The 24,373-nt window shown below is 53.7% G+C and carries 16 protein-coding genes and 1 pseudogene; 10 read left to right on the top strand and 7 right to left on the bottom strand.

Translation table 11 applies throughout. The features are described 5' to 3' along the window. Positions 1-759: 759 nt before the first annotated feature. The 3 genes from DP106_RS13935 to DP106_RS15580 all read right to left on the bottom strand — a co-directional run bounded on the left by DP106_RS13935 (position 760) and on the right by DP106_RS15580 (position 4,170). Complete coding sequence (locus tag DP106_RS13935; protein WP_120086282.1) at positions 760-2,568, bottom strand: MBL fold metallo-hydrolase; 1,809 nt, start codon at positions 2,566-2,568, stop codon at positions 760-762. Between the two features lie 128 nt (positions 2,569-2,696). Further along, a complete protein-coding gene (locus DP106_RS15585) occupies positions 2,697-3,815 on the bottom strand; it encodes a homing endonuclease associated repeat-containing protein (protein ID WP_133305163.1) in 1,119 nt (372 codons plus the stop codon). A 172-nt stretch (positions 3,816-3,987) separates the two neighbouring features. Beyond that, on the bottom strand, positions 3,988-4,170 hold the full coding sequence (locus DP106_RS15580) for a hypothetical protein (protein ID WP_133305162.1): 183 nt from the start codon (positions 4,168-4,170) through the stop codon (positions 3,988-3,990). Positions 4,171-4,729: 559 nt separating this feature from the next. Between DP106_RS15580 and DP106_RS13925 the strand changes: the two genes are divergently transcribed. The 3 genes from DP106_RS13925 to DP106_RS13915 all read left to right on the top strand — a co-directional run bounded on the left by DP106_RS13925 (position 4,730) and on the right by DP106_RS13915 (position 13,172). Beyond that, positions 4,730-8,929, top strand: a complete 4,200-nt coding sequence (locus tag DP106_RS13925) for a hypothetical protein (RefSeq protein ID WP_165857910.1) — start codon at positions 4,730-4,732, stop codon at positions 8,927-8,929. Between the two features lie 2,721 nt (positions 8,930-11,650). Next, on the top strand, positions 11,651-12,160 hold the full coding sequence (locus tag DP106_RS13920) for a hypothetical protein (protein ID WP_120086277.1): 510 nt from the start codon (positions 11,651-11,653) through the stop codon (positions 12,158-12,160). Between the two features lie 505 nt (positions 12,161-12,665). Next, positions 12,666-13,172: a hypothetical protein gene (locus tag DP106_RS13915; RefSeq protein ID WP_133305161.1), complete on the top strand. Its 507-nt coding sequence runs from the start codon at positions 12,666-12,668 to the stop codon at positions 13,170-13,172. Between the two features lie 214 nt (positions 13,173-13,386). Here DP106_RS13915 and DP106_RS13910 read toward each other — a convergent pair whose 3' ends face one another. Both DP106_RS13910 and DP106_RS13905 read right to left on the bottom strand, forming a co-directional pair. Continuing rightward, positions 13,387-14,262, bottom strand: coding sequence for an AAA domain-containing protein (locus DP106_RS13910; protein ID WP_133305160.1), 876 nt, complete (start codon positions 14,260-14,262; stop codon positions 13,387-13,389). Further along, positions 14,259-18,524: an AAA family ATPase gene (locus DP106_RS13905; RefSeq protein ID WP_120086272.1), complete on the bottom strand. Its 4,266-nt coding sequence runs from the start codon at positions 18,522-18,524 to the stop codon at positions 14,259-14,261. Before DP106_RS13905 ends, DP106_RS13910 begins: the two co-directional genes overlap by 4 nt. A 403-nt stretch (positions 18,525-18,927) precedes the next feature. Between DP106_RS13905 and DP106_RS13900 the strand changes: the two genes are divergently transcribed. The 3 genes from DP106_RS13900 (at position 18,928) to DP106_RS13890 (ending at position 20,260) form a co-directional block, all read left to right on the top strand. Next, entirely contained in the window at positions 18,928-19,125 is a 198-nt protein-coding gene (locus DP106_RS13900; RefSeq protein ID WP_120086270.1) for a hypothetical protein, read from the top strand. 296 nt (positions 19,126-19,421) lie between these two features. Further along, entirely contained in the window at positions 19,422-19,676 is a 255-nt protein-coding gene (locus DP106_RS13895; RefSeq protein WP_120086268.1) for a hypothetical protein, read from the top strand. Positions 19,677-19,840: 164 nt separating this feature from the next. After that, positions 19,841-20,260, top strand: coding sequence for a hypothetical protein (locus DP106_RS13890; RefSeq protein ID WP_120086266.1), 420 nt, complete (start codon positions 19,841-19,843; stop codon positions 20,258-20,260). 225 nt (positions 20,261-20,485) lie between these two features. On the opposite strand, the gene DP106_RS13885 is transcribed toward DP106_RS13890, so the two are convergent. Both DP106_RS13885 and DP106_RS13880 read right to left on the bottom strand, forming a co-directional pair. Beyond that, on the bottom strand, positions 20,486-20,893 hold the full coding sequence (locus tag DP106_RS13885; RefSeq protein WP_120086264.1) for a hypothetical protein: 408 nt from the start codon (positions 20,891-20,893) through the stop codon (positions 20,486-20,488). Positions 20,894-21,024: 131 nt separating this feature from the next. Next, a complete protein-coding gene (locus DP106_RS13880) occupies positions 21,025-21,396 on the bottom strand; it encodes a hypothetical protein (RefSeq protein ID WP_120086262.1) in 372 nt (123 codons plus the stop codon). A gap of 186 nt (positions 21,397-21,582) precedes the next feature. Here DP106_RS13880 and DP106_RS13875 point away from each other — a divergent pair, with 186 nt between their 5' ends. From DP106_RS13875 to DP106_RS13860, 4 genes and pseudogenes are all read left to right on the top strand, one after another. Further along, positions 21,583-22,080, top strand: coding sequence for a hypothetical protein (locus DP106_RS13875; protein WP_120086260.1), 498 nt, complete (start codon positions 21,583-21,585; stop codon positions 22,078-22,080). A gap of 326 nt (positions 22,081-22,406) precedes the next feature. After that, on the top strand, positions 22,407-22,682 hold the full coding sequence (locus tag DP106_RS13870; protein WP_120086258.1) for a PadR family transcriptional regulator: 276 nt from the start codon (positions 22,407-22,409) through the stop codon (positions 22,680-22,682). A gap of 158 nt (positions 22,683-22,840) precedes the next feature. Beyond that, positions 22,841-23,539, top strand: a complete 699-nt coding sequence (locus DP106_RS13865) for a hypothetical protein (RefSeq protein WP_120086256.1) — start codon at positions 22,841-22,843, stop codon at positions 23,537-23,539. 485 nt (positions 23,540-24,024) lie between these two features. Continuing rightward, positions 24,025-24,373, top strand: a pseudogene (locus DP106_RS13860) (hypothetical protein); the annotation flags it as partial.

The raw sequence follows: 24,373 nt of genomic DNA, 5'->3' as shown, positions 1-24,373 counted from the left end.
TACCGATTTAGCCTCCACTATCGGAGACAGTGAACTTCTCAATGTGATCGACTGAGGCTCGTCGAGTACGGAGATTGTCTCTCAGAACTATCTCTCGGAGGCCGAGAAACGCCGATACCGCCGGGAGTCAATGCGAGATGAACTGGCCGAGGTTTTTCGAGAGCACTGACTATCCCATTGTGGTTGAGTGCTGGTTTTCCGCTATCATCTTTGCCCTGTACTCCGCTTGGATGGTTTTGTGACAGACAAGATACCATTCTGGCCAGTGGTGGGTAAAGATCTCAAACGGGCCATGAGGAGTGCTGCGGCGGATTAACAAAGTCATATTCAGTTAACACGACTAAACGGGCCGCAAATTTACTGTAAAATAGCACTATATTACTGTAACTGCTGACGACTAAGTATAGATATAACATAATTACTTCGGGTAATTACCCATATTCAGCACCCCTGTAACCATTCACATGGGTCGCCGCTGTCTTGCGTTTTATTTCATATAAATATGTCTTTATCGCAACTATTTCTTTTATTTCATGAGTTTCGTAAATTCTAGAAAATAATTATAGTGTCAGTTATAAATCATTGAACCGCCGCCTTCTTGCGATTCATAATTCCCGAGATTCGTCCTGAAGGGTGCTGAATATGGGTAATTAAACCACCTTCTTGCGATTTCGAGATCAGAAATAACAACTGAAATGAAGAAAACCTTCCAAGCGGAGGTATATGTGTCTCAACTAATCTGCAAGACCACTCGATGATTCACTCTTCTGTTTCAATTTCATCTCGAACGATCTCCCGGATCTCGGCTTCAGAGAGCCCTGCCTCGTTGCGAGCAGCAGCAACCTCTCCGTCAAGCTGGCTCAACAGGTCATAGAGGTGGTCAATCTGGTCTTCGAGGTCGGTATAGCCTGTGCTGTCGATCTCCTCTGGTGAGATTGCAGCAGTGTCGACATCCGAATCAGCACCAACGGCGACAGGACTCAGCCGTCGGCTTCGAGTGACCTGCTTGACACCGGTGACGTTCTCAGCAAGGTGGGGTCCAAGCCGTTCTTGGGCGTAGTCGGGGCCGTGGATGAGCGCGATTGTGTCTGGCCCCACTGTCCGAGCAAATGAGAGTAACCCGCTCTGTGCGGCGTGGCCGCTGAGTCCGTCAACCAGGGAGATCCAGTCAGCAGGGAACGAAAGCCGGGTTTTTAGTTCTGAACCGTTGTCATTCTCGGGGTGAACCCATTGAACGTCAGTACTGTTAGGCCAGTCAGTACCGAATGGTGTTGCATCAATGATTGCCGAGATCGCCTCTTGATCAGCCTGATACTGTGACTGGAGGATCCGGCCAGTGGTATTGGCAGCCTGATATCCCGTTAGGAAAACCGAAGCAGTCCCGAAGCGGGCTGCAAACTCAGCCAGATACCGCGGAGAGTTTCCACCGGTTAGCATCCCCGACGGCGAAATAATAACTGGGACGGTATCATCACGTACTGCACGTGAGAGGATTTCTTGCCGGTCTTGGTCTGTCTCAGGTGTAGTGATCGACTCCGGGAAGAACGGTTCAGTCTGACCACTCTCGGTCACCCGGTTGACCAACGACTCGTCGACGTAGGTCTCGTCGTCGACGTATTGATGATAGATTTCAGTCCCCTCGACGGCCATCCCATCGAGAACAATTTCGAGACGATCCCGAAGGTCAGTAGATAGGGTATGGAAGCGTTCGGCAATGATCAACAGAATTGTCTGGGCACGCCCAATGGCAAAGGTTGGAATCAATACGGGCTCCCTCGTCTGGATCGCCCGTTCGATATCAGTCCAAAGGCCTGTACGAGCACCACTGAGGGAGGGGTGACTGTGAGTGTCGCCGTAGGTCGATTCCAACATGAGGAGATCTGACTCTGGTGGCGGACTCATATCGGGAAGGTGGGTGGCTCTGCCACCGAGGTCACCCGAAAAGCACACACGATAGCCACCGGTCTGGATCATTACCCATGCAGATCCGAGGAGGTGAGCTGCGTTGCCGAACTGGAAGATTGCTGGTTCGACATCCGAGACTGGAGCCACGCCTTCGATACGGCCACCGCCGTAGTCGACCGTCTGGAAACGATCACACACCTCGGCGACATCACGACTCGTAAACTGTTGGATTGTCTGTGAGCCATTGGTTTCGCGGCGATGAATTTTCAACGAGTCCTCAAGCATGAGCGAGGCAATTGAGGCCGTTGGTGGGGTAGCAATGATGGGAGCCTCATCAGCAAGGAGATTCCGGTTTTCGAGGACTGGCAGCCCACCGCAGTGGTCGACGTGGGCGTGCGTGAGAAATACAGCGTCGATTGATTGTGGTTGGAGTCCCCGAAAGTCAGGGAACTTCTCACCGGTGCCCTGATTTAGCCCGCAATCGACAAGATACCGGCCGTGCTGGGTGTCGACCTGATAACAACTCCGACCGACTTCTCGATCACCTCCACGTAGGGTAACAACCAATGGAGTGTCGGGAGAGGGTGTTACATCCGCATGGTCAAGTGGATCAAAATTTTCGTCAGCATCTTCGGGGAGCCAAGGGTGAGTCGTATTCGCCATGAGGGTAACCGACACTTTCGGTGGTAGAAATAAAGTCTGGTCGCTTCTGAGATGATTGATGTTACGACTTACCAAGAATAGCGGACATCTTTTTCCATGCGTGTTTGGATGACACACCGGCTGATGTCTTATGGTTGATATCGGCGAAGCTGGTGGGTCGTCGGTTCGTACCCGGCCTCTCTCAGAGCTTCTACCCATGACCCAAACAGGCGTTGATACGGGGAGGTCGAGTACGTGCCCAGTTCGTTCATCTGCTTCGTTGTTGGCGGCCGGTCGACTTGTTGACCCACTCGTTGAATCTCAGCGAGCAATTCGTCTCGTGAGAACAGATCCTCGGTGGTTCCAGTGAACGGACTGAAGCCCGCCCGTTCGAGTGCGTTGTTCCACGAGTCAAATCGGCTCACGTATGGCGTGATCGAATACGCACCGTACTCGAGCATATCCTCGGCCGTCGGTCGCCCACCGACCTCATCTGCGACTGTTTCAATTTCATCGAGCAACTCAGACATCGGGATACGTTGATTACCGCCTTCTTGGCGCTCCTTGTGGGGACTATATCCGGCTTCACTTACCGCGTCGTTCCAAGAGTCGAACCGCCGAAAGTAGACAGAGGCAGTGTACTTTCCATGTTCGATCATTTCTCTCGTCGTCGGTGGCCGTCCGAACTCCTCGGCAAGATGTTCTATCTCGTTGAGAAGTTCGTCATCGGAATACTCGGTTGATGCTCCAGACGGTTCGTATCCTGCAGCGCGCACAGCATCGTTCCACGTTCCGAAGCGATCCCCACAGGTTCGTGCAGAGTAGGAACCTTCTGCATCCATCTGATCAGCCGTTGGAGGAGTTCCGTTAGTGGCCAGCCGTGAGATTTCGGCAGTTATTTCATCTTTACTGATGGGAGACGGTACCTCTTTGTCTATATTAGCCGCATCGAGAGCGGAGTCGATATCACCAAACTTCGAATAGATCTGAGAGAGGGGATACCTGCCGCGTTCTCTGATTGCATCGGCCCACGAAGATGGGTTTCCAACAGTTTCTTGTATCCGCTGGAGATCTTCGATCAGATCACTACGAGTTGTTTTGGTCGACTCAAGACCTGCAGCTTCGAGTGTCTCTTCCCACGTGTCGAAATAATAGTAATACGCTTGAGCAGAGTACTGCCCGTGTTCGTGCATGTCTTCTGTGGTGGGTGTTTTGCCGAGTTCTCTGGCCAGGCTCTGCAGATGTTCGATGAGGTTTTGACGACCCATGGTGGAAGATTAGCCTTAGGGATGAAAACTTGTTTCTATACCTTATCACTACTTCTGGGGTTTAACTCTGTCAGCACCGATGTTTTACAGTAAAATATACTGTTTTTACAGTAAGCTGAGAGCATAATTGCCAACCTGCCACCGATCACGACGCTGAATCGGGTTTCATTCGTCAATCTTCCAACTTATCTGCAAGAATCCGCGTTAATTTAGCCTCGTCTTGTTTGAGAGCGAGAGCTGACGCGGTCGAGACCGCGTCGCTCAAACTGTCACAGTCATATTCGACCATCACAGCACCGAGTTGCTCCATAACTTCATCAGAGAGGGTTAGACTGTTGTATCCTTCAGGCGGCATGACAGTAATTTACGGTAAATAAGGTTAAATTTACTGTAATAGTTCGTCTGAGACCTCGTTAAACCCCAGAAGTAGTGCTAGCCAATGTACTGGCACCGTCTGGTGTCTCGGGTTTCAGTGTCGAACATGGACTGCGACTGGTCATACCAGACGGATCTTACTCTGCGTTACTCATAATAAAATAGTCATATCGACTGTGATTGAGTTCGTTCCGCCATTGCTGTTGATACTGGTGCCCTGTCGCTGACATAGAACCTTGCGTAATTTTCAACCAACAACATCAGATAAATTTGCAATTGTTGGTTAAAAACCCCCAAAACAACCACTGAATTCTCACATTGTTGTTTACTGAGCATCAAAAAACTGGATTAACCTTATTGCAAGCCACCACCCACTGGCCCATGCATCGGTGTCTGAACTATTTCAGATGTCGACAATAGCAATCTACTCCACTCTAATGAACTCATTTGAACAACTTCGGCAGGAAGTGAACACACGAGAGACTATCCACGGCTACCGAAAGGATCACCCGCCCGTTACGCACGCACGTCTAAACGAAGTGAAAGAAGAATTCGGCGCGAAGCATCCCGGCGAGATAGAGATGTGGCGAACCATCTGGGATGATTACAACCTTGATTACAACACAGGGATTCCCGAGGACTATCTACCCAAAGCGATCAGAGGCGCACTCGGGCTCTCAAAAGACAAAGCAATAGATGCAGTCAATATCGGCAAGGAATTCGATCTCCTCCTCGAAGCCGACCCAGCCGAAACAATCGACCTGCAATACGATACTGAGAGCGATACGATTCTCCGACTCGTACTGCCCACCGAGCGACCAGACCTGTACTGCGATGACGTAGAGCAGTTTGCCGACCGCGATAAGTGGGCCGAAATCTGGGAAATGGGTGGTTTTGATGGTAGCTTCCTTATAAGTAAAGATGATATGGTTGATTTCTGCATCAACCTCCTTGGTATTGAAACTGAACCGCAAGCTAGAGCGGCTATCAAAGTCGGCGAAATGTCTGATAGTATACTCCGACAAGATGATGGCTATATTCTATCAGGCGAACGCGCAGCCTCATACTGGTTAGGTCTCTGGGAATCGCGTGGCTACGTGTACGAAGAAGCCATCCCGAAGAAGCAAATTCAGGTAGCGATTGTCGCACGAGAAACAGTCGGCGGAGACGAAGCACATGAGCTTATAGAAGATGCCGTCGAGCGTGGCGAACTCTACAGCCCGGACGATGCTGACGACAACGAACTAGCGATCAACGACCCTTCATCAGAGGACGGCCCTGAAATCGAACGGAAAGTCGGTATTGACACCGACGACGATGATACCGACGATGACGATGGAGAATCGCCACAGCAGGCAACCAACGGCGACACACCCGACAGCACAGCACCCTCGGAGAGTGGAGAGGCAGAGACAAGCCCGAGTGAGAATGGAAGTGCGGGAGGTGTAGATGCCGATTCCCCGGATGGGCAAACGGCGGCTACTAGTAGTGGTGATGGTGACCCCCCGGATGCTACACCCGACGAAGGCGATACTACGTCCGACGAGTCAGGATCGGACGGCGAAGACGACGACACTCTGAACACCTCCCCTGTTGAGGAGACTCCAGACACACCCGACAAGACGAAAGAAGAACTCCTCGCCGAGAATGACGATCTCCGCGAACTCGAAGCCAGCATTAAAGCTGACCCACCAACAGGATGGCGCGTCAAGGCGGCAATGGCCGAGGCTATCGAGTTCTTCCACAACAATCTCGATAACCGAATCCCAGAAAACGTCGAGTGGAACGAACAGAACCCAGACGCCGGGTATCGGAAACCGGAGACCGCCCGTGAATACTTCCGTGACCCCAAGTACGACGACGATCCAGCTGCGACCCGTCAGATCAACCCGCGAACCGATATAATCGCCGAGACGGACGGCCCCAACGAATTCGACATCTCAGGAATAGCCAGTCACCGACTCTCAGAGGACACCGCTGGTAATGAATCCAGTAATGACTCTGAGCAATCCGATGCCGCTGACGTACTCGCCGAGGACAAAACCGAGACAGTCACGCCATACAATATCGAGACGCGGAATAATCGTGGCTGGAGTCCAAAGACTATCAGGGAAAAGAAACTCGGCTGGGCACCCCGAGACATGGATTCGCTTCGAGAGCATCTGGTTGAAGAAGGCTTTACTGACAGAGAGATGCTTGCAACCGGGCTGTTCAACGTCACAGACGACGGAAAGCTCCTTCCGTTCATCCAAGCCCGCTATGTCTTGCCGTACTTCGACGAGTCAGGAGATCCAGAATTCCTCATTTCACGGTCGATCAACACCGACATCCCCGGCGGTCGAGATGGCGAAGGGCCGGACTTCCACAGTGAGTCGAAATACATCAAGCCCAAAGACCGGCATCTTCGAGAGCCGATATACGGTACAGAGAGCATCGAGAAAGGCGAACCACTCGTCATCACCGAAGGGATAGCCGACGCAATCACGGCACACGAATTCGATATTCCGTGCATCTCGCCGGTCACCAAGCAGTTCAAAGAACAGCACTTCCCTCACTTGGAGTCCCTGATACTGGAACACGACGTGCCGCAGGTATTCATCATTCAGGACGCCGACCCACCAGCGAGTTCCGTCGCACAACGATACACCGAGGACTACCACGACAGCTACGATTCCGATGCAGACGAGCCGGGCAAGGAACCACTGACAACTGCCGGCCCTGATTCGGACATTACTGACGCACTGACAGTCAAGCAGAAAGGGCCCGGTTTCGAGGGTGCGCTACGGACAGCAATGCACCTTGATGCAGTCGGTCGCAGAGCCGGCTCACAGGGCCGTACAGACGACGCCGACTCACAGACTATCCCTGACTCGAAATGGAACCGTGACGACGCTGACGGCGACAAGAGCTACACTGACTCTGATGACAGCCCAGCAGCCTCGACCGAGCCTGTCGCTGCCTCGGCAGCCACCCCTGATCGAGCCTTCGAAACCTACCTGATTGAGCTACCTCGCTTCGGCGAGACAAAGTACGACTTCGACGATTATCTCTCCGATGGGATGGGCCAACTCGCCCCACCAGCAATGTGGGCGATGCACAATGCTGGCTCGGGTGGTGATGTCGAAACACCAGTATGGATTGACAAGCTCCTATTCAACGGTAGCATCGATTATCCCGAGATTGATTCGTATGACGACCTTCCAGACGAACGCCGATACGTCGAGCAGGACTTGACTCAAAACGAAGATGGAGAGGGAACCAACCATCCAATTCGTTCCGCACCGGCCTACCATCCCGACCCGAGAGCCGAGGGGACGACGCTGCCACTCGCCATGACGATCCTGAATTTCCTGCCGAGTATCGGGCCAAACAATGGCGCGTTGAGTCCAGCTGTCAGAGAAGGTGCGTCTAGTTCTACCCCCGGCAATTTCGATAACGTCCCAGACGATTATACCACTGAATCAGACAACGATCTATTCAATCTCAACTTCAAAGATGTGACCTCACTCGGCGAAGGTTTCCGTGGCAAATCGCCATTCGGTCACACTGGCGAGTCCGAAGATTACTTCTGTGTCATCAGCGAGGAAATCGCATATTGTCATAAACGTGAAACAGCCTACACGCCCGGCACTGCGGTTCTCGTTGCCGAGGGTGAACGCCGAGCAGATAACCCCGGTGGCTCCTTCTCGCCCAAGGAAAAATTCGTGTTTTGGCGGCACGTCAGAGAACGAGGAATCCTCGATGTGAAGGCCCCGAAAGATGCCATGCTGTACTACGCTCGATCAGAGAAGATAGTAAGCGAAGACGAACTGGTGGAGCGAGATGGTCCACACGGACCATTCGAGACGATGAAAGCTCCTAAGAAATGTGAAACATTGGCAGCTATAGGGGAGGAGCACTCATTCGAGATTCACTGGGATAATTACGATAGTGTAATTACGAAACCTGACACAAATGGCGAGTCAGGCCAGCCGACCACCGACGATCAACCCGGAGATGGAGAGAGCGGTTCGGGTGGTTCGTCGGAGAGCACGTCGGGGCAGTCGGCGTCGGACGGAGAGCAGTCGGCGGCAGAACAGTCGGGGCAATCGGGCGCGTCGGGTGAGAGTGAGAGCGCGACTAGTAGTGCAGGTGAGAGCAGTTCCGATGGGGACAGCACCGAGGCAACTGGCGTCAAGATCACCGGCGATACCAGCTCCAATGGGACGACCAACGAGGCCGATCAGCCGACCGATGACGACGACGATGACAGCCCACCAGAGGCCGGTGATGTTCCGGGTGGTGCGAGTAGCGAGGACATATTCGGCAGTGCGGACGGCATCGGTTCTGACGGAGAAAGTAGCACAGATAGTGCGGATGAAGACGACGCCGATAACGATAGAGCTACCAAATTCCATACATACGAAGAACCCGACCTAGACAACCCGAGCATCGACGTGGATATCGATGCAGTTGCACAGTTCATCGAGCATCATGCAACCACTGAGGAAGAAGATAACCAGTCTCTCAAAACCCGCACTGATACACTGATTTCTGTCTTCACGGAGTGGGCGGAGATGAACGATATCAAGCTAGATGAACTAGATCCATCCCTCCCCGAAAGCAACCGGAAGGGGAATCTCACACCTATCCTTGAAGATGCCTTCGGGATCGAGAAAGACCGGCGTCGAATGGATGATGATAGACCGTATGTATATCATCCAATCTCGCTGGATGATGATATACAAAATATTACATAATCCTAAAATAATAACATTCCTAATTGGTTTTGTCTTTTTTTTTTCGCTGTCGGATCGTTGTTAGGTATTAAGTGATCCAATAGCCGGATTGCCATTGACAGGTCAGCAGTAGAATGTCAATTTGAAATCAAGCGAATATCGACTACACGATGATTTTCTATTTTTCTCAATGAAATAAACACCTCTGAGAAATATAACAATTAGAGGGGAATTTCAGAAAATCGCAGTACGGCGGAGTGTCCCATGGGGAGTGGGACACATAGCGTCATCCATCAATAATATAATTCCCAAATCGCAGTACGGCGGAGTGTCCCATGGGGGGTGGGACAGAGCTCCAACATACATAATATATATTACTGTAATTTCAAACTTGTGAATATAACCAGACGGCGTGGCGTCCCATGGGGGGTGGGACAGGAAATAACTAAGACGAATGCCGCGTCATCCTCTTTTGAAATATCTAAGATACATATGTGTAGGCGGTCGAAATTGGCCTTTTGCTGAATCTCTCAAAGACCTATATCAGACTTTTATTCACAGGTGTCCCATGGGGGATGGGACACCCCTCCAAAATCGGGCCATCGTCTAGAGGAAGGGGGGAGTAGAACCTGCGAGGGCTTAATCTGTGGCCTATGGTCCACACTGTAGAATCATCAGTGGGATGATACAGTGGGTGGACTGTGGCCACAAGTGAATCACTTGCTCAGTGATTCAGAGTGAGGGCTGTGTGGCACCCGGCCAGTGTCAGCCCAAGCGTGGTAGACACGGTTCCCTTGAGATTTGATTTTGGCCTGAGTGTAGAGGCCTGACATGGCGGCAGCCACCAACTACCGACAGGGCCAGCATGGACGGCCCCCTCGATGCAGACCCACGAATAGGTCTATCGAGTTCTTGATAGGACTTTCAGTTAGACGCGGGTAACTGCCGAAGCACAGTCCGACTCAACAGCGGCTATCGGACAGCCAATCCCACAGAGAAACACCCCGGATTCAACGGTCGGTTCAACACGACACCGAACGTCAGATCAGCAGTGCATCGGCAGCGGCGACTGAGTGACTACCGGGCCGATCAGGGCGGCTCTCAGTAGCGTTCGCAACACAGGCAAGTCAACCCAGACAGCAGGTAGGATGGCCGGCCAGCTGCCACAGTGTGAGGACAACTTCGACAGCGATTGCCCAGCCCAATTCGGCAGTGTAGAACAGCCGGTCGCCACGGCTAATGTATCACGAAGCTTATGCACTTCTCAACAGTCCCAGTCGCCCGCTGACAGCGGTTCCTCTATCGGCAGCAACCGGCCAACGTTCGACACAGTTCAGCCCCGACTGACTACGACCGCAATCGGCACTCTCCAGTCAACAGTCACCGCGAGTGTGGAACAGCAACGCCCGGCGTTCGGCGGTCGGCACTACTAGTAGTCCCGACCACTGAACCGCTACAACTCAGTCAAGATCGGCACTCTACTGGGCCGGTTGCTCGGCGATGCAAACAGCGGGAGTTCCGGTCGGCCAGTGACGACAGCACTCAGTGGTCAGCCCCACTCATAATTACTCATACCCCCTTTCACCGGCCAGTCCGAATATCAACGCCATCCATGTGACCGCACTTGTTGACGACGACAGCTACCGGGCTCATCGATGCCGACGTAGCCGGTCGACTCTACATTGGTGCTCTGATATGTTTTGCTGAAGGCGGGGTGTGGTTTCCACCAGTAAACGACTAGCAATCACTGTATCAGCTACCGTATAATCATGGCTGAAATCCAGTGTGTCACTTTCGAGTAGCCCAGTCAATTTACACTTGGAACGTGGGGTGTGTACAATCTCGATTGACAGCATCACGTTGGCCAGTCTCACGATGGTCGGTGCACATAGCCGGATCAGTGATACCCCCACTCAAGCGTTCAGCAGGTGGCCATATCAGTAGTCGATTCGCTCTGAAACACACCCGTTACGATAGCTACACCTGGGCAGGTTCAGCCCCAACAACTCGTAATCGATACTCCCGTATCAACATATAGCTATCAGTACACATATGTGATTTTCAGCCGGTGTAGTTCAGCGGAGTCGACGGGTGTCAGTCACCAACCCAAGAGCATCAACCACCTACACTGTGATCGTGACGGGGCCCACAGTAGTCCGGTGTATGAGTACAGATACGCTTGGCATCCGCTACATCAGTCGCGAACAACAACCGACAGAATATCCACCGTTGGCACCGATAATCTCCAGACTTTGACAGGCAGGCATGTTCCTCGCGTGCTGGCAGTCGGCTCTCAGATGATGCTATCACTTGACGATAGCTACCGCCTCAATAATGAGATAGGTCAAATAATGACAGCAGTAATGACTGCTGTAATTACCACGCTAATTACTGTGGTAGCATCTGACAGTGGGCGATGGTGTAGAAGATATCTACGGGGCTAAAACAAATGGAATCTCCGAAGTCACAACGGTAGTGGCGGCCCCACCGATATCGAAATTGACCGAACGGCGGCATCCGTCGACGGTCTACATCCGCCACAGCATTCAGAGGGATATTGTGCGATCAACCAACAACCGAACTGCCCATTCTGCATTCCAGCAACGGTGGAACGGCAGATAGAATCCGCTATCGGTCGTCGGCGTTTCCAGGGGGCTGGCAGACCATCGACACGGTACACCACACTGCAGACTCCCAGCGATTTGGCGTTTTTGTTGGGTGTGATGAGTGGAGGTAACAGAGATGGAAGAATCCCAACAGCAGTGCGAGAATGACCCTGACTACCAGCACCTTGCCAACGAAGTACTACAGCGGCATGGCCCAGCCTTCACACAAACGATTGAGGTTGGTGAGTGGCCGGACGAGATCCCCCATCGAGAACTTGTCGTCCGTGACCGCGATACCGACGAGGCTGTGGGAAAGCTGAGCTTCGGCGTCTCTTCTGATGGGCAGGCAGACCTCATCATGCCCGCAGACTACACAGAACCGATGAACAAAGAGCCATTCACAAGCATCGATGACCCGGAGACGCTCCCGCCGGCAGGGGAGCTGATCTACGAAATTGTTGAGGTTGTCCACTGGATCATCGTCAGTCCGTATGACGAGCTAACCGAGATTCGAAAGGTGGCCGCATTACTCGAAAAACTACACCAACACCACGACTACTCGCCCAAAACAATCGAGACAGGACTGGTTCAAGCAGCGCAAAAACAGGGCGACATTCCAGTCAGTTTCCTGCGACTGCTTGATTGAGGCATGGTCGACGCAGCGTGATTCTGGCCGAAGCGGATGTGCATCGACAGTCTATAGCCCAAATCTCAAGAGATAACTCCGAATCCCTCTGTGGATAGGAGTACCGGCTGTCTGGCACAGCTCTCAGTCAACTTGTTCGATAGCTCAACGGGTGAAATAGCCCCACAAGAACACGTAGTGCCGTAGACTAACAAATATCCCAATGCTGCGGTACGGGAAGCGGTATCGGTTACGACGCGGAGGATGTCACTGCTATTGCAGCCCCCGATGAGCAACCCGCGTTCGTGGGAGAGAGCGCGCAGTTGAGAGCAAAGCGGTTGCCGCGGTGGAGAGAGCACGACGGGAACAATTCCGAAGCAGAGAGAGCATCACTCCAAAGAGAGCACCACTCTGGAGAGAGCATCAGAGACACGTTCATACGCCCCATTGGATCGTATCCTGATCCGACCAAGAGGGCCCATCGAACGTATTTCGTTTTTATTTGGTAAGGGGTGGAGTAAAAGCAATGACAGAACTGCAATCACCGCTAAACAGTCCGTCAGATTACCACCGACTCGCCGAAGAATTGATTGCTGAATATGATACGATGACCGAAAAGCAGCCCGTCGTAGGGTCTTGCTCGGACAAGCTTACCGACCGCAACCTCGTCGTCTATGATGAGGCAACCGAGCAACCCGTAGCCGAGCTTGCATTCGATGTCGATGCAGACGGGTGTGCACACCTCACCACTCCTGCTGACTACACACTACCGACAGATCGAGAGCCCTTCACCAGTATCGATGCACCAGAGAGCCTTCCGCCAGCAGGCCAGATACTCTGGGAAAGCATGCAACTAATCGAGATGATCATCCAGAGTCAAAACGACGAATCGACACACAAGCACCGACTTGCTGAGCTCCTCGAACAATTACACCACCAGCACGATTACTCGCCGGAAACCATACAGACCGGACTCGTCGAAACAGCGCAAAAACGGGGTGAGCTGCCAATCGACTCACGACTGTTGCTGTAACTGCTAGCAGCTCACAGACAGAGACTCCAAACCATCGTAATAGATGCTCGTCGAGCGAAAATCAGTCTGGTTGCTCTGAGAGATAGTTTGCTGGGCGTTTGACTGGACAATTGGACGACCGTTACGGCAAACCCGCCTGACCAAGCCGTCGCAGTGGATCCCTCTTACGTGTTCAGGCAATCAACAACAGTACAGCAGAGGGGGAACTGACCGACTACATTCCACCGGGATCGGTACTCGGATACACACGAACCGGAACGGATGCATGCGAACTCCCTGAGTTGCCAGTGAATGCTGCAAGCGAACCACTCCACGCTGGAGTCGGGTCAGTACCGGCCGTCTGGGTGAACAACCGTGCCCAGACCGGACCGTTTGCAAGGCGGTCGCTTTCCTTGGGGGCAACTTCGAACAACGACGTGCTGCAGACAACAACTGTCAGGAGCCGAGAGCGTGAAATCGCGACGAGCAGCCGGTTGGGATTGAGAATGAACTGTTCCTCCCGACGGGCGAACTCTGGATCAGAGACAGTCGCCGACACAGCGATGATATCACGCTCACCGCCCTGATATTTCTCGACAGTGTTGGCCGTTATTGCTTCAGGAAACTGTGTCTCAAGTGCGCCGCGCTGTGCGTTATGGGGGGTTACAACACCGAAACTTGGCGGATCCTGTTGGGCAGCCACGGTCTGGGTGATATCCATCTGTGCGGCAGGATCTGTCCGACCGGTCCCATCGGCACTCCAATTGCGGAAGTCTGCTGTCCCACCATCCGGGCGGATTTCCGTCGGTTGGCGAACGGCCGTAGCGATGGCGTGGCTGAGAGTCACCTCGATGGGGTTGACCATCTGGTGAGTGCGATCATCATAGCAGACAAACACGAGCGACGCTGATGAGTCGAAGACAGCCTCTAGACCCGCTGTCGACGCAGTATAGGCACTGGAGGGTAGTGGCCGTGGTTCGGCTGCCGTGAGCGTAATGTCATCCTTGTGGTACTGGAATCTGGTGAGCAACGCAGCGAGTTCACTATCGAACCGATGAGACTCCGTGAGTTCCTCCATTGGAATCGGATCGGCACCGCTATCTCGGGTCACTGATCATCACCACCAGTTGGAGGAGTCGACGATGTGAGAGTGAATCCAGAAAGCTCTGATTGCTCCATGTCCGTCAGGTATCTTCCACCATCCGTTACGGTATGGCTGGGCTTGGGATCCCTGTCTTTGTCGTCACTTGCGACAGGGACTGATTCGTTGAGCCAGTGGACGTACTCTAACGCCGAGAGATACGCTTTGGTTTCCGCCAGTGGTTTGCGAAGCGTCTCGTCCCATTCTGTCTCAGTGATGGTCGCCAGTTGGCGATGATCCCCGACAAGCAGCGACTGCCCATCCGGTTTGAGGACACTTCCAGCCAGCAGCCACTGCGGGATATCGAGCATGCTCGCCTCGTCGACACAGACCACATCGGCAAGCCCCGCCTCGTACCGCATCGCTGCCGGGGCTGAATCGTCGTTGATCTCTGAGCGCTGCTCGGCGATGATGCCGAGGGTGCGATACAGGGTCGATGGAGTAGTGAAGAGAAGCTGCTGGGAGGCGTCGGCCTCTCCATCTGCCGAGTTGAACATCTCATCGGCGAGGCCCTGGAGCGTTTCCTCACCATCCTGACTGTGGTAATTCGCGTATGTCACGTCGACAGCCGCCGTTGTGTCATCGACACGGTCGCCAGCCGATGGCGGCGTCGACGGCAGCACACGAACCAACTGCAGGTTTTCGAGTCCGGATTCTGTCTGGCGCCAGTCGTCGAGAAACGCTGTCGTACCATCGAGTACTGCATCGACCGCCTCGTGGGACGGGGCGACGATGATCCCGACGAATGATTCGTTGTCCTGTGCGCGTGCGTAGGCTCTGGCGAGCAGGGCTGGAGCCGTCGCGCCACTCGTTTTGCCAGTCCCAGGCGGGCCATGCAACGGCACCAGAGACCGATCGACAGCACGGATGAACGGGTTCTGGTCGACGTTTGGCTCCAGACACTGATCTGCATCGGCCAGTGTGCCGAGGAACCCATCGACGGCAGTTGGATCAACGACAGTGTTGTCGTTGAGCGGGATCGACTCCCCCTGGCGAATCCGCCGAAGATACTGCCAGAGGACGTTCTCCTCGATTGTCGTGGACTGCAGTGCGTAGTCCGTCTTTTGAGACCCGAAGTCGTCGACCATTGGATCCAGCATATAGATGTCACCGGGCTCGATCCAGACCGGCTCTCGGGCGGCGATATAGCCGTCCCGTTCGGCAGGGAGTGCATCCGAATCATCGAGATTGCTGCCGGCAGGACTCTCCCACCCACAGTGATCGACGCGAAACTCGCTGTAGTTGCTCTGGAAGCGATGTGGGAAGGTCCGCAACGATATCGTCCCCGCCTCGGTGTCGAATTCATCGACGAGTACTGGCGGCGAGTGTTTGATGTGCTTGGGTTCCTCGACGGTGAGTTCCTTCTCCGGGTCGGCGAATATACTAGTCGCAGCCGCGCGGCTAGCATCGCCAGTAACGGTAGTTTCTGTATTGGCTTCCGAAGATCCGGTATTCACCGTGGCTGTTGGATCACTGCTGGGCTGGCTACTCGATGCAGCTGATTGCATCCGTGTCAGAAGCCGCCAGCTCCCACCGCCAACACCGTCGCCGCTTCGGAGTCGGGTCTGTTGGGCGATCTGCCTCGCTGTGTCCGCATCGTCAAACAACGCGTCGTAGGCGAGTTCACCAGTGATCGTGACCGAGCCATCCTGTTCCTCTTCGACAGCTGTACACCGGATCGGCATCGAGCGACCACCCCGAGTGCGGTCGCGGAGTGGTTGCCGGTAGTGCTCCAGCGTCTGTTCACGGCTATTCCCGAACTCCATCCGGAGGTAGTCTCGGGCCGCCGCTGGAAGCTCCGAGACTGGTACCTCGAAGTCAGCAAGGCTCGTTACATCGATCGGTTCCTTCGATCGGTAGACATCCCTGTAGGGAATCGCCTGGACGAGCCTCAGGAGTGTCGAACTGAGTTGCTCAACGAGGTATTCGACATCGCGTCGCTGGAGCGGCTCTTCCTGCCTGTTCGTTCGATAATAGAATCCGCTGACCACATCGCATAGATCCGCTGCACTGTCACCGTCGTTCCACTCGTCGACGGTCTCGGGTGTGAGTCGTGGCGTACTGTCGCCGGGGTGTCGCGGCGTCACGGTCCAGATATATTCGATGGGGAATTGCCCACCCGAACGCTTCCGAATGGGATACCAGCCATCTGGGATTGCGCTATCTGACTCGGCAGCTGCAGCGGCGGGGCTGTCAGGGAGTCGGTCGTCTGCGAGATGCAGTCGAATGCCCGATCCATCATCGAGATACTGAACCGACTCGTTGAGGAACTGCTCCTGGAAGATGCCCCGGAGCATTGGTTCGTCTTCCCGACCATCCATGGGGTCGAACGTGTCGAGATCCCAGTCTGAATCGAACTGGTCGGTGACTGTGAGGAGCCCCTCCGAGGGGTAGCTGAGCGCGAAGTGATCCTTGATGATCGGTTGGACCGGTGAGATCATCGATTGATCAACGTCGGTATGGCCCTCTAGATCGAGACTACACAGCGCACGCAGTGCGCGGGCTTGCGAGAGTGTGTCCGCATGGCGGTCTAGGCCTTCGGCGAGGAACTCGGTCTCGTGGTCACTGTAGGTATAACAGTGGATAGCCGATTCCTCCGGGCTACCGAGCGCTGTGCCGACTGTTTCGATCGCCTCGAATAGTTGGTCGCAGAATCGGTCGAGCAGCGTTGTCTCAACTTCGGCTGCGACATCTGGATCGTTTGGCACTGCATCGATGACCTCACCGATAGTGATGTATTCGCCATGTGCTTCGGCGTAGACGCAGGCCCCGAGTGCTGCAACGCGGTTGATCGCCGTATCTGGTCGGACGAATAGCCCGACGTGGATCAACTCCCCTGCGTTGGACCCCTCGATATTCCCCCAGCCATCTTTGCGGTCGTCTGGAAGTGGAATCCATCCCTTATCGGGGAATGCAGGTGGCCTCCTGTAGGATTGATACTCCGGATCGATCTCCCCACGCACTGCCTGTGCTCGCTGAACAGTCTCATGGATTGATCCAGGCAGGGTCTCTTCGAGTTGTCGCTGTTGCTCGGGTGGAAGGGTGAGTGTCGGTGGTTCGTCGGTTGGATGCGTGTTATTCTGCCGTGGGAGCAGCGTCGAGAGATCCCGAATATTGGTCACGCCGGCATTGTGCAGTCTAGCTTGGACAGACGGATCAAGGCCGAGCAGCGAGAGACTGGCTGGGGCTGTCGGATCTTCGACGGCTGTCGTCGCACAGGCCTCTTGATAGGCGCAGTTGTTACAGACGCGGTCGATTGAGAACGAGAGCTCATCGAGATCAGACCCCAGTATTTCATCGACAGGGCCATCCGCAGCGAGCAGCTGCTCAACGGAAAACTCCCATTCGTGGCGAGAGAAGGTCGGCAACTCGAAGGGATCCAACGAGTCACCTGACCGAGCGGCTGTCTCCTGTGTAAGGATACTTGTCTCAATGCGACAGGCGGGTGTGGCTTCTTCACTCAGGAATTGATCGAGCAGTGCACTGTAGATCGACCCCTGAACGTAGTGCGCTGGTTTCTGTTTCGTTGCGCTCTTGATTTCAAGCACGCGTGCGACAACCGCAGCGTCGGTGCCGTCCGGATGTGGCTGGCTCTGGGGTTGCTCACCACCTGACAGTGACTCCGGTCCTAGCTCTGCTGGAACTTCTTCTTCAGCCGACGCACTCCACTCTGTGGCAGTGGTCTGGTCAGATACGTCGGTCGCCGCTGTCGGGGCGAGAACGAGACAATCGACCTCCCCCCACAACGTCTCATCACCAATCGTGCCGCCAAGTGGTACCTGATAGCAGAGGATATACGGAGTCTTCTCGGTCGTCGATTGGAGTGTCGCAGCCGCGTTGAGGGCCGCCTGGAATTGGTTGCGGCGACCCTCAGTGGAGGGTTCCCACGTCTCATCAACGATGATATCAGGCACGCCGGCCTTCGTTCCGTCGTCACACTCCGGGCCAATGATCTTCGTTGCATTGGCAGCGAGTGCTTCGATCTGGGTTGCTTCGAACTCCTGGCCACTTCCCATGAGCGCGGGATTCACCACATTGAACGCTTCCCGCCACTCACGGGCGTCGGGTTCTGAGCCAGGCTCGAACCGCTGTTTGAGATAGCGTGGACAGCGGTCGTGTCTGACGAATTGAGCGATCCCGCTTGGATCTAACGGCTCTTCATCACTCTCTAACTCTGACGATGACGAACCATTCCGCGAAGTAGTGGACGACGGGACAGTGTCATCACCCATCGCCGCACCCTCTTGGTATTTGTGCGTATGTCGTGTTTCTGTTACTACCTCGATTGGTGACTTTGGGTGCGAGTTGCTGTCCAAAGAATGGGTTACTGCGAGGTGTGTGAGACAGATTGTGCTCTGTGGTTTGGGCTATGCAGAACTGTTCAGTCTGCGTACTCGTGCCGGAAATCTGAAGTCCGGTTGGGAATTCTATCTTCATGCTTCGTGCGCAACGAAGCGCGGTCGGGCGTGCGCTAACACGCTCCGGCCATCTTCTGACCGGATCCCGCGCTTCTCATTATGAGAATGTATTCCGGCGATAATAAAAGTTAGGTTATAACCTAATGTTGTGATATGAGCTAATTCCAATGATGATATAACCTAATGTCTAAACTACATCGGCTCAACGAATGGTGATATGGGAGTCACAGCAATCATGACCAAAACTGATCGAGAACGCATTGCCGGCGAAGTAGATGTTGATGACAGCAAGCGGTATGAATCTGCTTCACGCGTGCGCCAACGGATTACCGAACTCGAAACAGACGCAAAAATTCTGAAACAGAGCCATCCTGATTTGTATGAAGAACTAATTGAGGCGATATGCGAAACATAGTTCCAACATTCGGTCTTGTATCTCTAAACGAAGACACACTGTCCGTTGTATAGCCCCCGATACTGCCGATGAAGAACTCTTTGATGAAATCGAAGATGCTCATGAAGTTGAAATAAGATGAAAAGTCGGCAACTAGTCTTGAAACACTCCCCGTTTTCGAGTTGTAACGACCAACCAGAGACGAGATGTAGTCAGTCGAAAGACCGTCGATTAGGCTGCGGTCTCTAGGTATAGTCCCCGAGATTGATACCTATTGACCCCCACATCTGTAGTGAGACGGGAGATTCACAGTATAAATGTACCACAGAGATAAGCGGCCACTCGGGGCTGTCGCTGAAAGTGCCTACGAGGTTCTCTTGGAGGTGACCGAGCCTGATGAAGCCATCCCTCGGGACAAGGCACATACACAGCTACTGGACACAGATTTTACTGATAAAGACGCCGAATACGCACTTGACCGGCTGTTGAGCCGCGGCTACCTCTATGCTGTTGACGAGGGGTTGTTTGTTACCGACTCCGACGATTACGAGTCGTGGGGAGAAGACAGCTAATTGACCAGCCGCTGGTGAGTCGCTGTTGACGGACACCGATGAGTAACCCGGACGAATTGCCGTATACGGATCTCTCTGTATGCGAATCACTCTCTGTATGAAAAACGAGCGTGACAAGTCTGACGATAGGACGTTTTATCCACCACCCATCAGTAGCGTGCGATATGACTGGCGACGAACAGCCACGCAAGCCCGTGGCGGTCGGCTTGCTCGTGGATACGCTCACAACAGCCCTACTCATCGTCTGGGCAATCGCTGCGCTGATGGCGTCAGTGGTAGCCCCCGATCTGATTGGAAACCTGGTGACTCCACTCTCCGCTGGAAGTATGGCACTCATCGGGTTGCTACTGCTCTGGGCTGTACTTCGTAATTCTCGCATTTTGTTTGGCATGCTGGCCCTCGGGACGATTGGTGTGATGGTTGGCAGTTGGACGGGCACGATCCGGTGGGCAGTCCCCTACGATACCACCATGGCCGCCACGTCGATGGCTGGGGCGGCCGGTATCGTTGCCGTAGCACTGGTGTTCAAAACAATCCAACTGGGCACTGCCGGCATTGAAGTAACCAAGCAGATAGAGCAGTAACGATATCAGTGTGTCTCCAGCACGTATGGAGCGGTGAGGCCAATCAGGAAGCCTCGGATACGGGTGGTAAGAGAGATCAATGGACGGGCCCCGACCGATCCGACAGCACTGAACTCACCGCAACTCATAGGGATCAGCAGAGTAGTTCATAGTCTCTCGTGTCTAGCGGTTTTCTCGTATATCGTTTTCTTCGTGGGAATCTCCGAACATCAGTGCTGATCCCTATCACTTCGCGTGTCCCGGCGTATCGCTGATCGCATGCTTGAACATCTCATAATGGCGTTCAATACGATCTACGTACTCCTCGTCTTCGAGTACTGATTCAACCTTCTTCAGGAGTATCGGAGCGAGAGGTGACTGTGGACTCGCTGTATTCAGGGAAGGACCCTTCAGTTCATCAATGAAGCCTTGTGCCTCTCGGCCAAACCAGTCTCGATAGAACTCCCGATCTTCCCAGCCGTAGGCGATGACTGCCTGCAATTGATCGCTCTCGACGTGGGTGACATTGAAGAAAACGCGGCGGCAGTCACACGTTGGATCGGTACAGAACAGTTCTATCAGCAGGTACCGTCCCTCGGGGAGTCGCCCACCTTCGTTGAGGATATTGATATGCCGTGTCTCTTCTTTTGCCACCTCTGGACACTCTTCGAGGAATGGCCCGTAGTCCTATGCTCTCTCCGTGCTGTAGGATAAAATAGACGCGGTAGCTGTCAGGGCTTTCTCAGTCTACGCGGCTGAGTGTCTCCAGAACCCAGTTTCACGTATTACTCGGCGACCAAGTCCTCACTCAATTCGTTCATCGTGCCGTAGAGTTCTGAAACGAATGCGAGGGCCTTCTCTTCATCATCGATGTCGTAATCTCGATGCGCGATTACATCCGCAACCAGTTCCTCTTTGTCAGCATCAGCAGCTGCCGTTGCGATAGCAGTCCAGCCGCGGGTATCCTCATCCTCATAGACAACTGCTGAGATGGTCTCCCCAGACGTGATCAGCAGGTCATAGATACGGCGGCTATTGTCGTCAGCAGTCTCGATGCTCTGTGGGGTGGCTAGAAAGACAAACCCAACAGCATCTGAGCGATTGAGCTCCGCAACTTCTGGGTAGGAGAGTGGTCTTGCAGGAAGGCCGCTGACCATACTGTCAGTCTCTTCGGAGTGGGCTTAAATTTGCGTCGTAGTGTGGTCCAGTGCGAATTGATCGAGGCACATTCTGTATTCGCTGATACTTACACAGCCAAAACAAGCAGTGTGGCGTCGAATGCACAGTAGCCAGTAGCAAAATCAATTACGCAGCGGTGCGTAGCTACCGACCGAGAGTGATCAATGGCTCACACGTGTGATGATTGCGAAGAGACGTTTCGAACGTTGACGAAACTTCGGCTCCATGATTGTCCCGGCCCGGCACTCACCGACCCGGATCACGTCAGCAAGATTATCGAGCAAACAGGCGAGATTTCCCAAGGCGATGTCGTAGCAGCCTTTCCAGAACAATCGGTTCCAACTGAAGAGGTCGAAGCCCTCGAAGAGGCCGATGGAATACACACTGCGATGTCGTTAATGAGCGGCAGTCCTGGAACGGGACAAACCGAACGCATTGCACTGCAAACACCTACCGCTGGTGCCGTGATCGAATATTTTCCCCAACGCGGTTGGATTGCAGTACGGACGGTGGCTGGTGAAGACAAAACCGATGACCAACTCTCCGGAGCACTCATGGAACAAGTCCAGGACTGGCAGTCGGTTGTCACTGATCTCGCCCTCGGTCACGCATCTGGCGATGTTGACGCGAAACAGCAGCTGCGAGATGAACTCGGGATATGACTTAGACTGAGAGCTCTCAACCGAACCAGTCCTTCACGAACCGCCTGGCCCGTTGAGTTCACGTACTCCTTCCTGCGGTCAACTCCAAGAACGAAGCGAGGATGCCCCGGTTCAAAATGGGATTGAGCCAGTAGGCTGCTTGCATCGGGAGAGCGACCAAGCTATCCACAGTCCGGCAGGAAACTGACACTACTGGCAGTGATTCTAATCACCGTATAGACGTATTAGGCACGCGACGGCCTCGCACGGTTCGTATCAGAGTATATAAATTACTCAATTCAATATATTTATTATCTGAGAGAACAAATAGAGATTGGACATTGCCGATGCACGATCTAACTGGGTTTCAGCGTGACCTGCTCTACGTGATCGTTGGACGTGATGAGCCACACGGACTGGCGATCAAAGATGAACTCGAATCGTACTATGAAACAGAAATCCACCATGGCCGGCTGTACCCGAATCTCGACACTCTCGTTGACAAGGGACTCGTAGAGAAAGGCCAGCGTGACCGCCGCACCAATTACTACACGCTCACGCGCCGTGGAGATAGAGAAATTGAGGCGCGGGCGGACTGGGAAGGACAGTACCTCAACGAGTAGTCGCCGTGGGTTGCTGTTTGCTCAGATTGGGTGTCGATGAGAACTCCGACCCTGGGACCACTATCTCCATGACACGGGTGAGACACCCCATATCGCCGATGGTAACACCTCAACACGGTTGCGACCGACATATTAGTGCCTACGCTGAACGGAAGGATATGACCGATGGTCAGTGCTATCTCTGCGGGGAAACGTACACCAAACGCGGAATGAACCGCCACCTCCGGTCTTGTCTCCCAGCACCCGAGACGGGAACCAATGCTGTTGTCCTTCGGATCAGCGGCACTCAGCGGAGCGATTACTGGATACATACCCTCTTACACCGCGAGACAACACTGTTGACTCTGGATTCGTTTCTGCGGGACTTTTGGGTCGAGTGTTGTCACCATCTCAGCAGCTTTGAGATCGGAGGCACCGATTACAAAAACGATAGTCCGGGCGTACTCGGAGCAGAATCCCAACGAGGCCAGTCGATGGATGTCTCGCTGGGAACCGTCCTGGACCGTCACACCGCCAAGGAGATCTCCTACGTCTACGACTGGGGGTCGAGTACCAACCTTACCCTTTCAGTCGTCGAAACAGGGCAGTGGGAGCTATCGACACTTGCCTCCGACAGCGAGGAAGACATCTCAACTCCCAAGGAGGGGCTGTTACTGCTGACCCGAAACGAGCTACCCGACCGAGAGTGTGCGTCCTGCGGAGACGCAGCCGAGCAGATTTGCCAAGGTTGTCTGCACCATCGTGGCCCTGATGCACTGTACTGTCAAGCCCGTGCCGACGATCACGACTGTGGACGCCCACAGTTCCTGCCAGTAGTAAACTCGCCACGTTCCGGCGTCTGTGGATATACGGGGTGATCCGCGACCGAGCTCTTTCTTCTCCCTGATTTTCCCATTCGTCACCGGTGAGCGTTCCCCCTCCGTCCTCCAAGATATCTACAACCCATCCCCACTCGCCGTGCTATCGGTCATGATCGAAGTCGGTCTCAGCAGGAATGTCGGTCCAAACTCAATCACTGACCGATACGCCGACATGGTAACTGGGTGGCGGGAGTCTGTAGCCGGTAGTTTTGATCACGGCGAATTTGTGGTCCAGATGCGAGATGATCATGAACGACGGTCTTTCGCGGGGAAGTATTCATAGGACTATTGCAACATACGACTATTGCAATATTGCGTGAGTCAATGAATCCACATTTTAAGCTCTCTTTGGCCAGATTAGAGTTCACATCGCACGGATTTATGTTGAGTCCTCGGAAGCCATGTTTCGGTTAGATATATAAAAATCTGATATAGCCGAACGTTCGGTTAAGTATATAAGTACAAGAAATAACCTAGATAGTATGCTGCTTGAGAAACCGGATCGACAACGGGGTTATAAGAAAGAACGTCTTCACCGGGTACTGCTGAATCATCCCGGTGGAGAGCTGAGCCGGTACGAGATTACACAGCGTGCGAAGGTTTCGAAGGGGTGGGCCTACGATTACTTCGACCAACTCGAATCAAAGGGATTTCTCAAGGAGTCGAAGGTGACCGATCCCGAGGAGCTCTATCATCACTGGCTTGAGACACGGATTGAACCGAACGCTGTCCGCGTTTCCTTTCAACAACCCCTTTCGCAGATACGTAACACTGGCCTTGAGTATGCACTCACGACCTACGAGGCCGAACAGATCCATCAGGGATTTCTAT

Source organism: Halonotius pteroides (assembly GCF_003605635.1).
Taxonomy (GTDB): domain Archaea; phylum Halobacteriota; class Halobacteria; order Halobacteriales; family Haloferacaceae; genus Halonotius; species Halonotius pteroides.
The sequence above is the reverse complement of the archived record's forward strand: the minus strand, read 5'-3'. Positions and strand labels throughout refer to the sequence as shown.

Excerpts from the sequence above, each read along its gene's own strand:
- DP106_RS13895 (WP_120086268.1), top strand. The coding sequence starts at position 19,422 with ATGTACCACAGAGATAAGCGGCCACTCGGGGCTGTCGCTGAAAGTGCC.
- DP106_RS13935 (WP_120086282.1), bottom strand. The coding sequence starts at position 2,568 with ATGGCGAATACGACTCACCCTTGGCTCCCCGAAGATGCTGACGAAAAT.
- DP106_RS13890 (WP_120086266.1), top strand. The coding sequence starts at position 19,841 with ATGACTGGCGACGAACAGCCACGCAAGCCCGTGGCGGTCGGCTTGCTC.
- DP106_RS15585 (WP_133305163.1), bottom strand. The coding sequence starts at position 3,815 with ATGGGTCGTCAAAACCTCATCGAACATCTGCAGAGCCTGGCCAGAGAA.
- DP106_RS13915 (WP_133305161.1), top strand. The coding sequence starts at position 12,666 with ATGACAGAACTGCAATCACCGCTAAACAGTCCGTCAGATTACCACCGA.
- DP106_RS13875 (WP_120086260.1), top strand. The coding sequence starts at position 21,583 with ATGGCTCACACGTGTGATGATTGCGAAGAGACGTTTCGAACGTTGACG.
- DP106_RS13870 (WP_120086258.1), top strand. The coding sequence starts at position 22,407 with ATGCACGATCTAACTGGGTTTCAGCGTGACCTGCTCTACGTGATCGTT.
- DP106_RS13900 (WP_120086270.1), top strand. The coding sequence starts at position 18,928 with ATGGGAGTCACAGCAATCATGACCAAAACTGATCGAGAACGCATTGCC.
- DP106_RS13905 (WP_120086272.1), bottom strand. The coding sequence starts at position 18,524 with ATGGGTGATGACACTGTCCCGTCGTCCACTACTTCGCGGAATGGTTCG.
- DP106_RS15580 (WP_133305162.1), bottom strand. The coding sequence starts at position 4,170 with ATGCCGCCTGAAGGATACAACAGTCTAACCCTCTCTGATGAAGTTATG.
- DP106_RS13920 (WP_120086277.1), top strand. The coding sequence starts at position 11,651 with ATGGAAGAATCCCAACAGCAGTGCGAGAATGACCCTGACTACCAGCAC.
- DP106_RS13865 (WP_120086256.1), top strand. The coding sequence starts at position 22,841 with ATGACCGATGGTCAGTGCTATCTCTGCGGGGAAACGTACACCAAACGC.
- DP106_RS13880 (WP_120086262.1), bottom strand. The coding sequence starts at position 21,396 with ATGGTCAGCGGCCTTCCTGCAAGACCACTCTCCTACCCAGAAGTTGCG.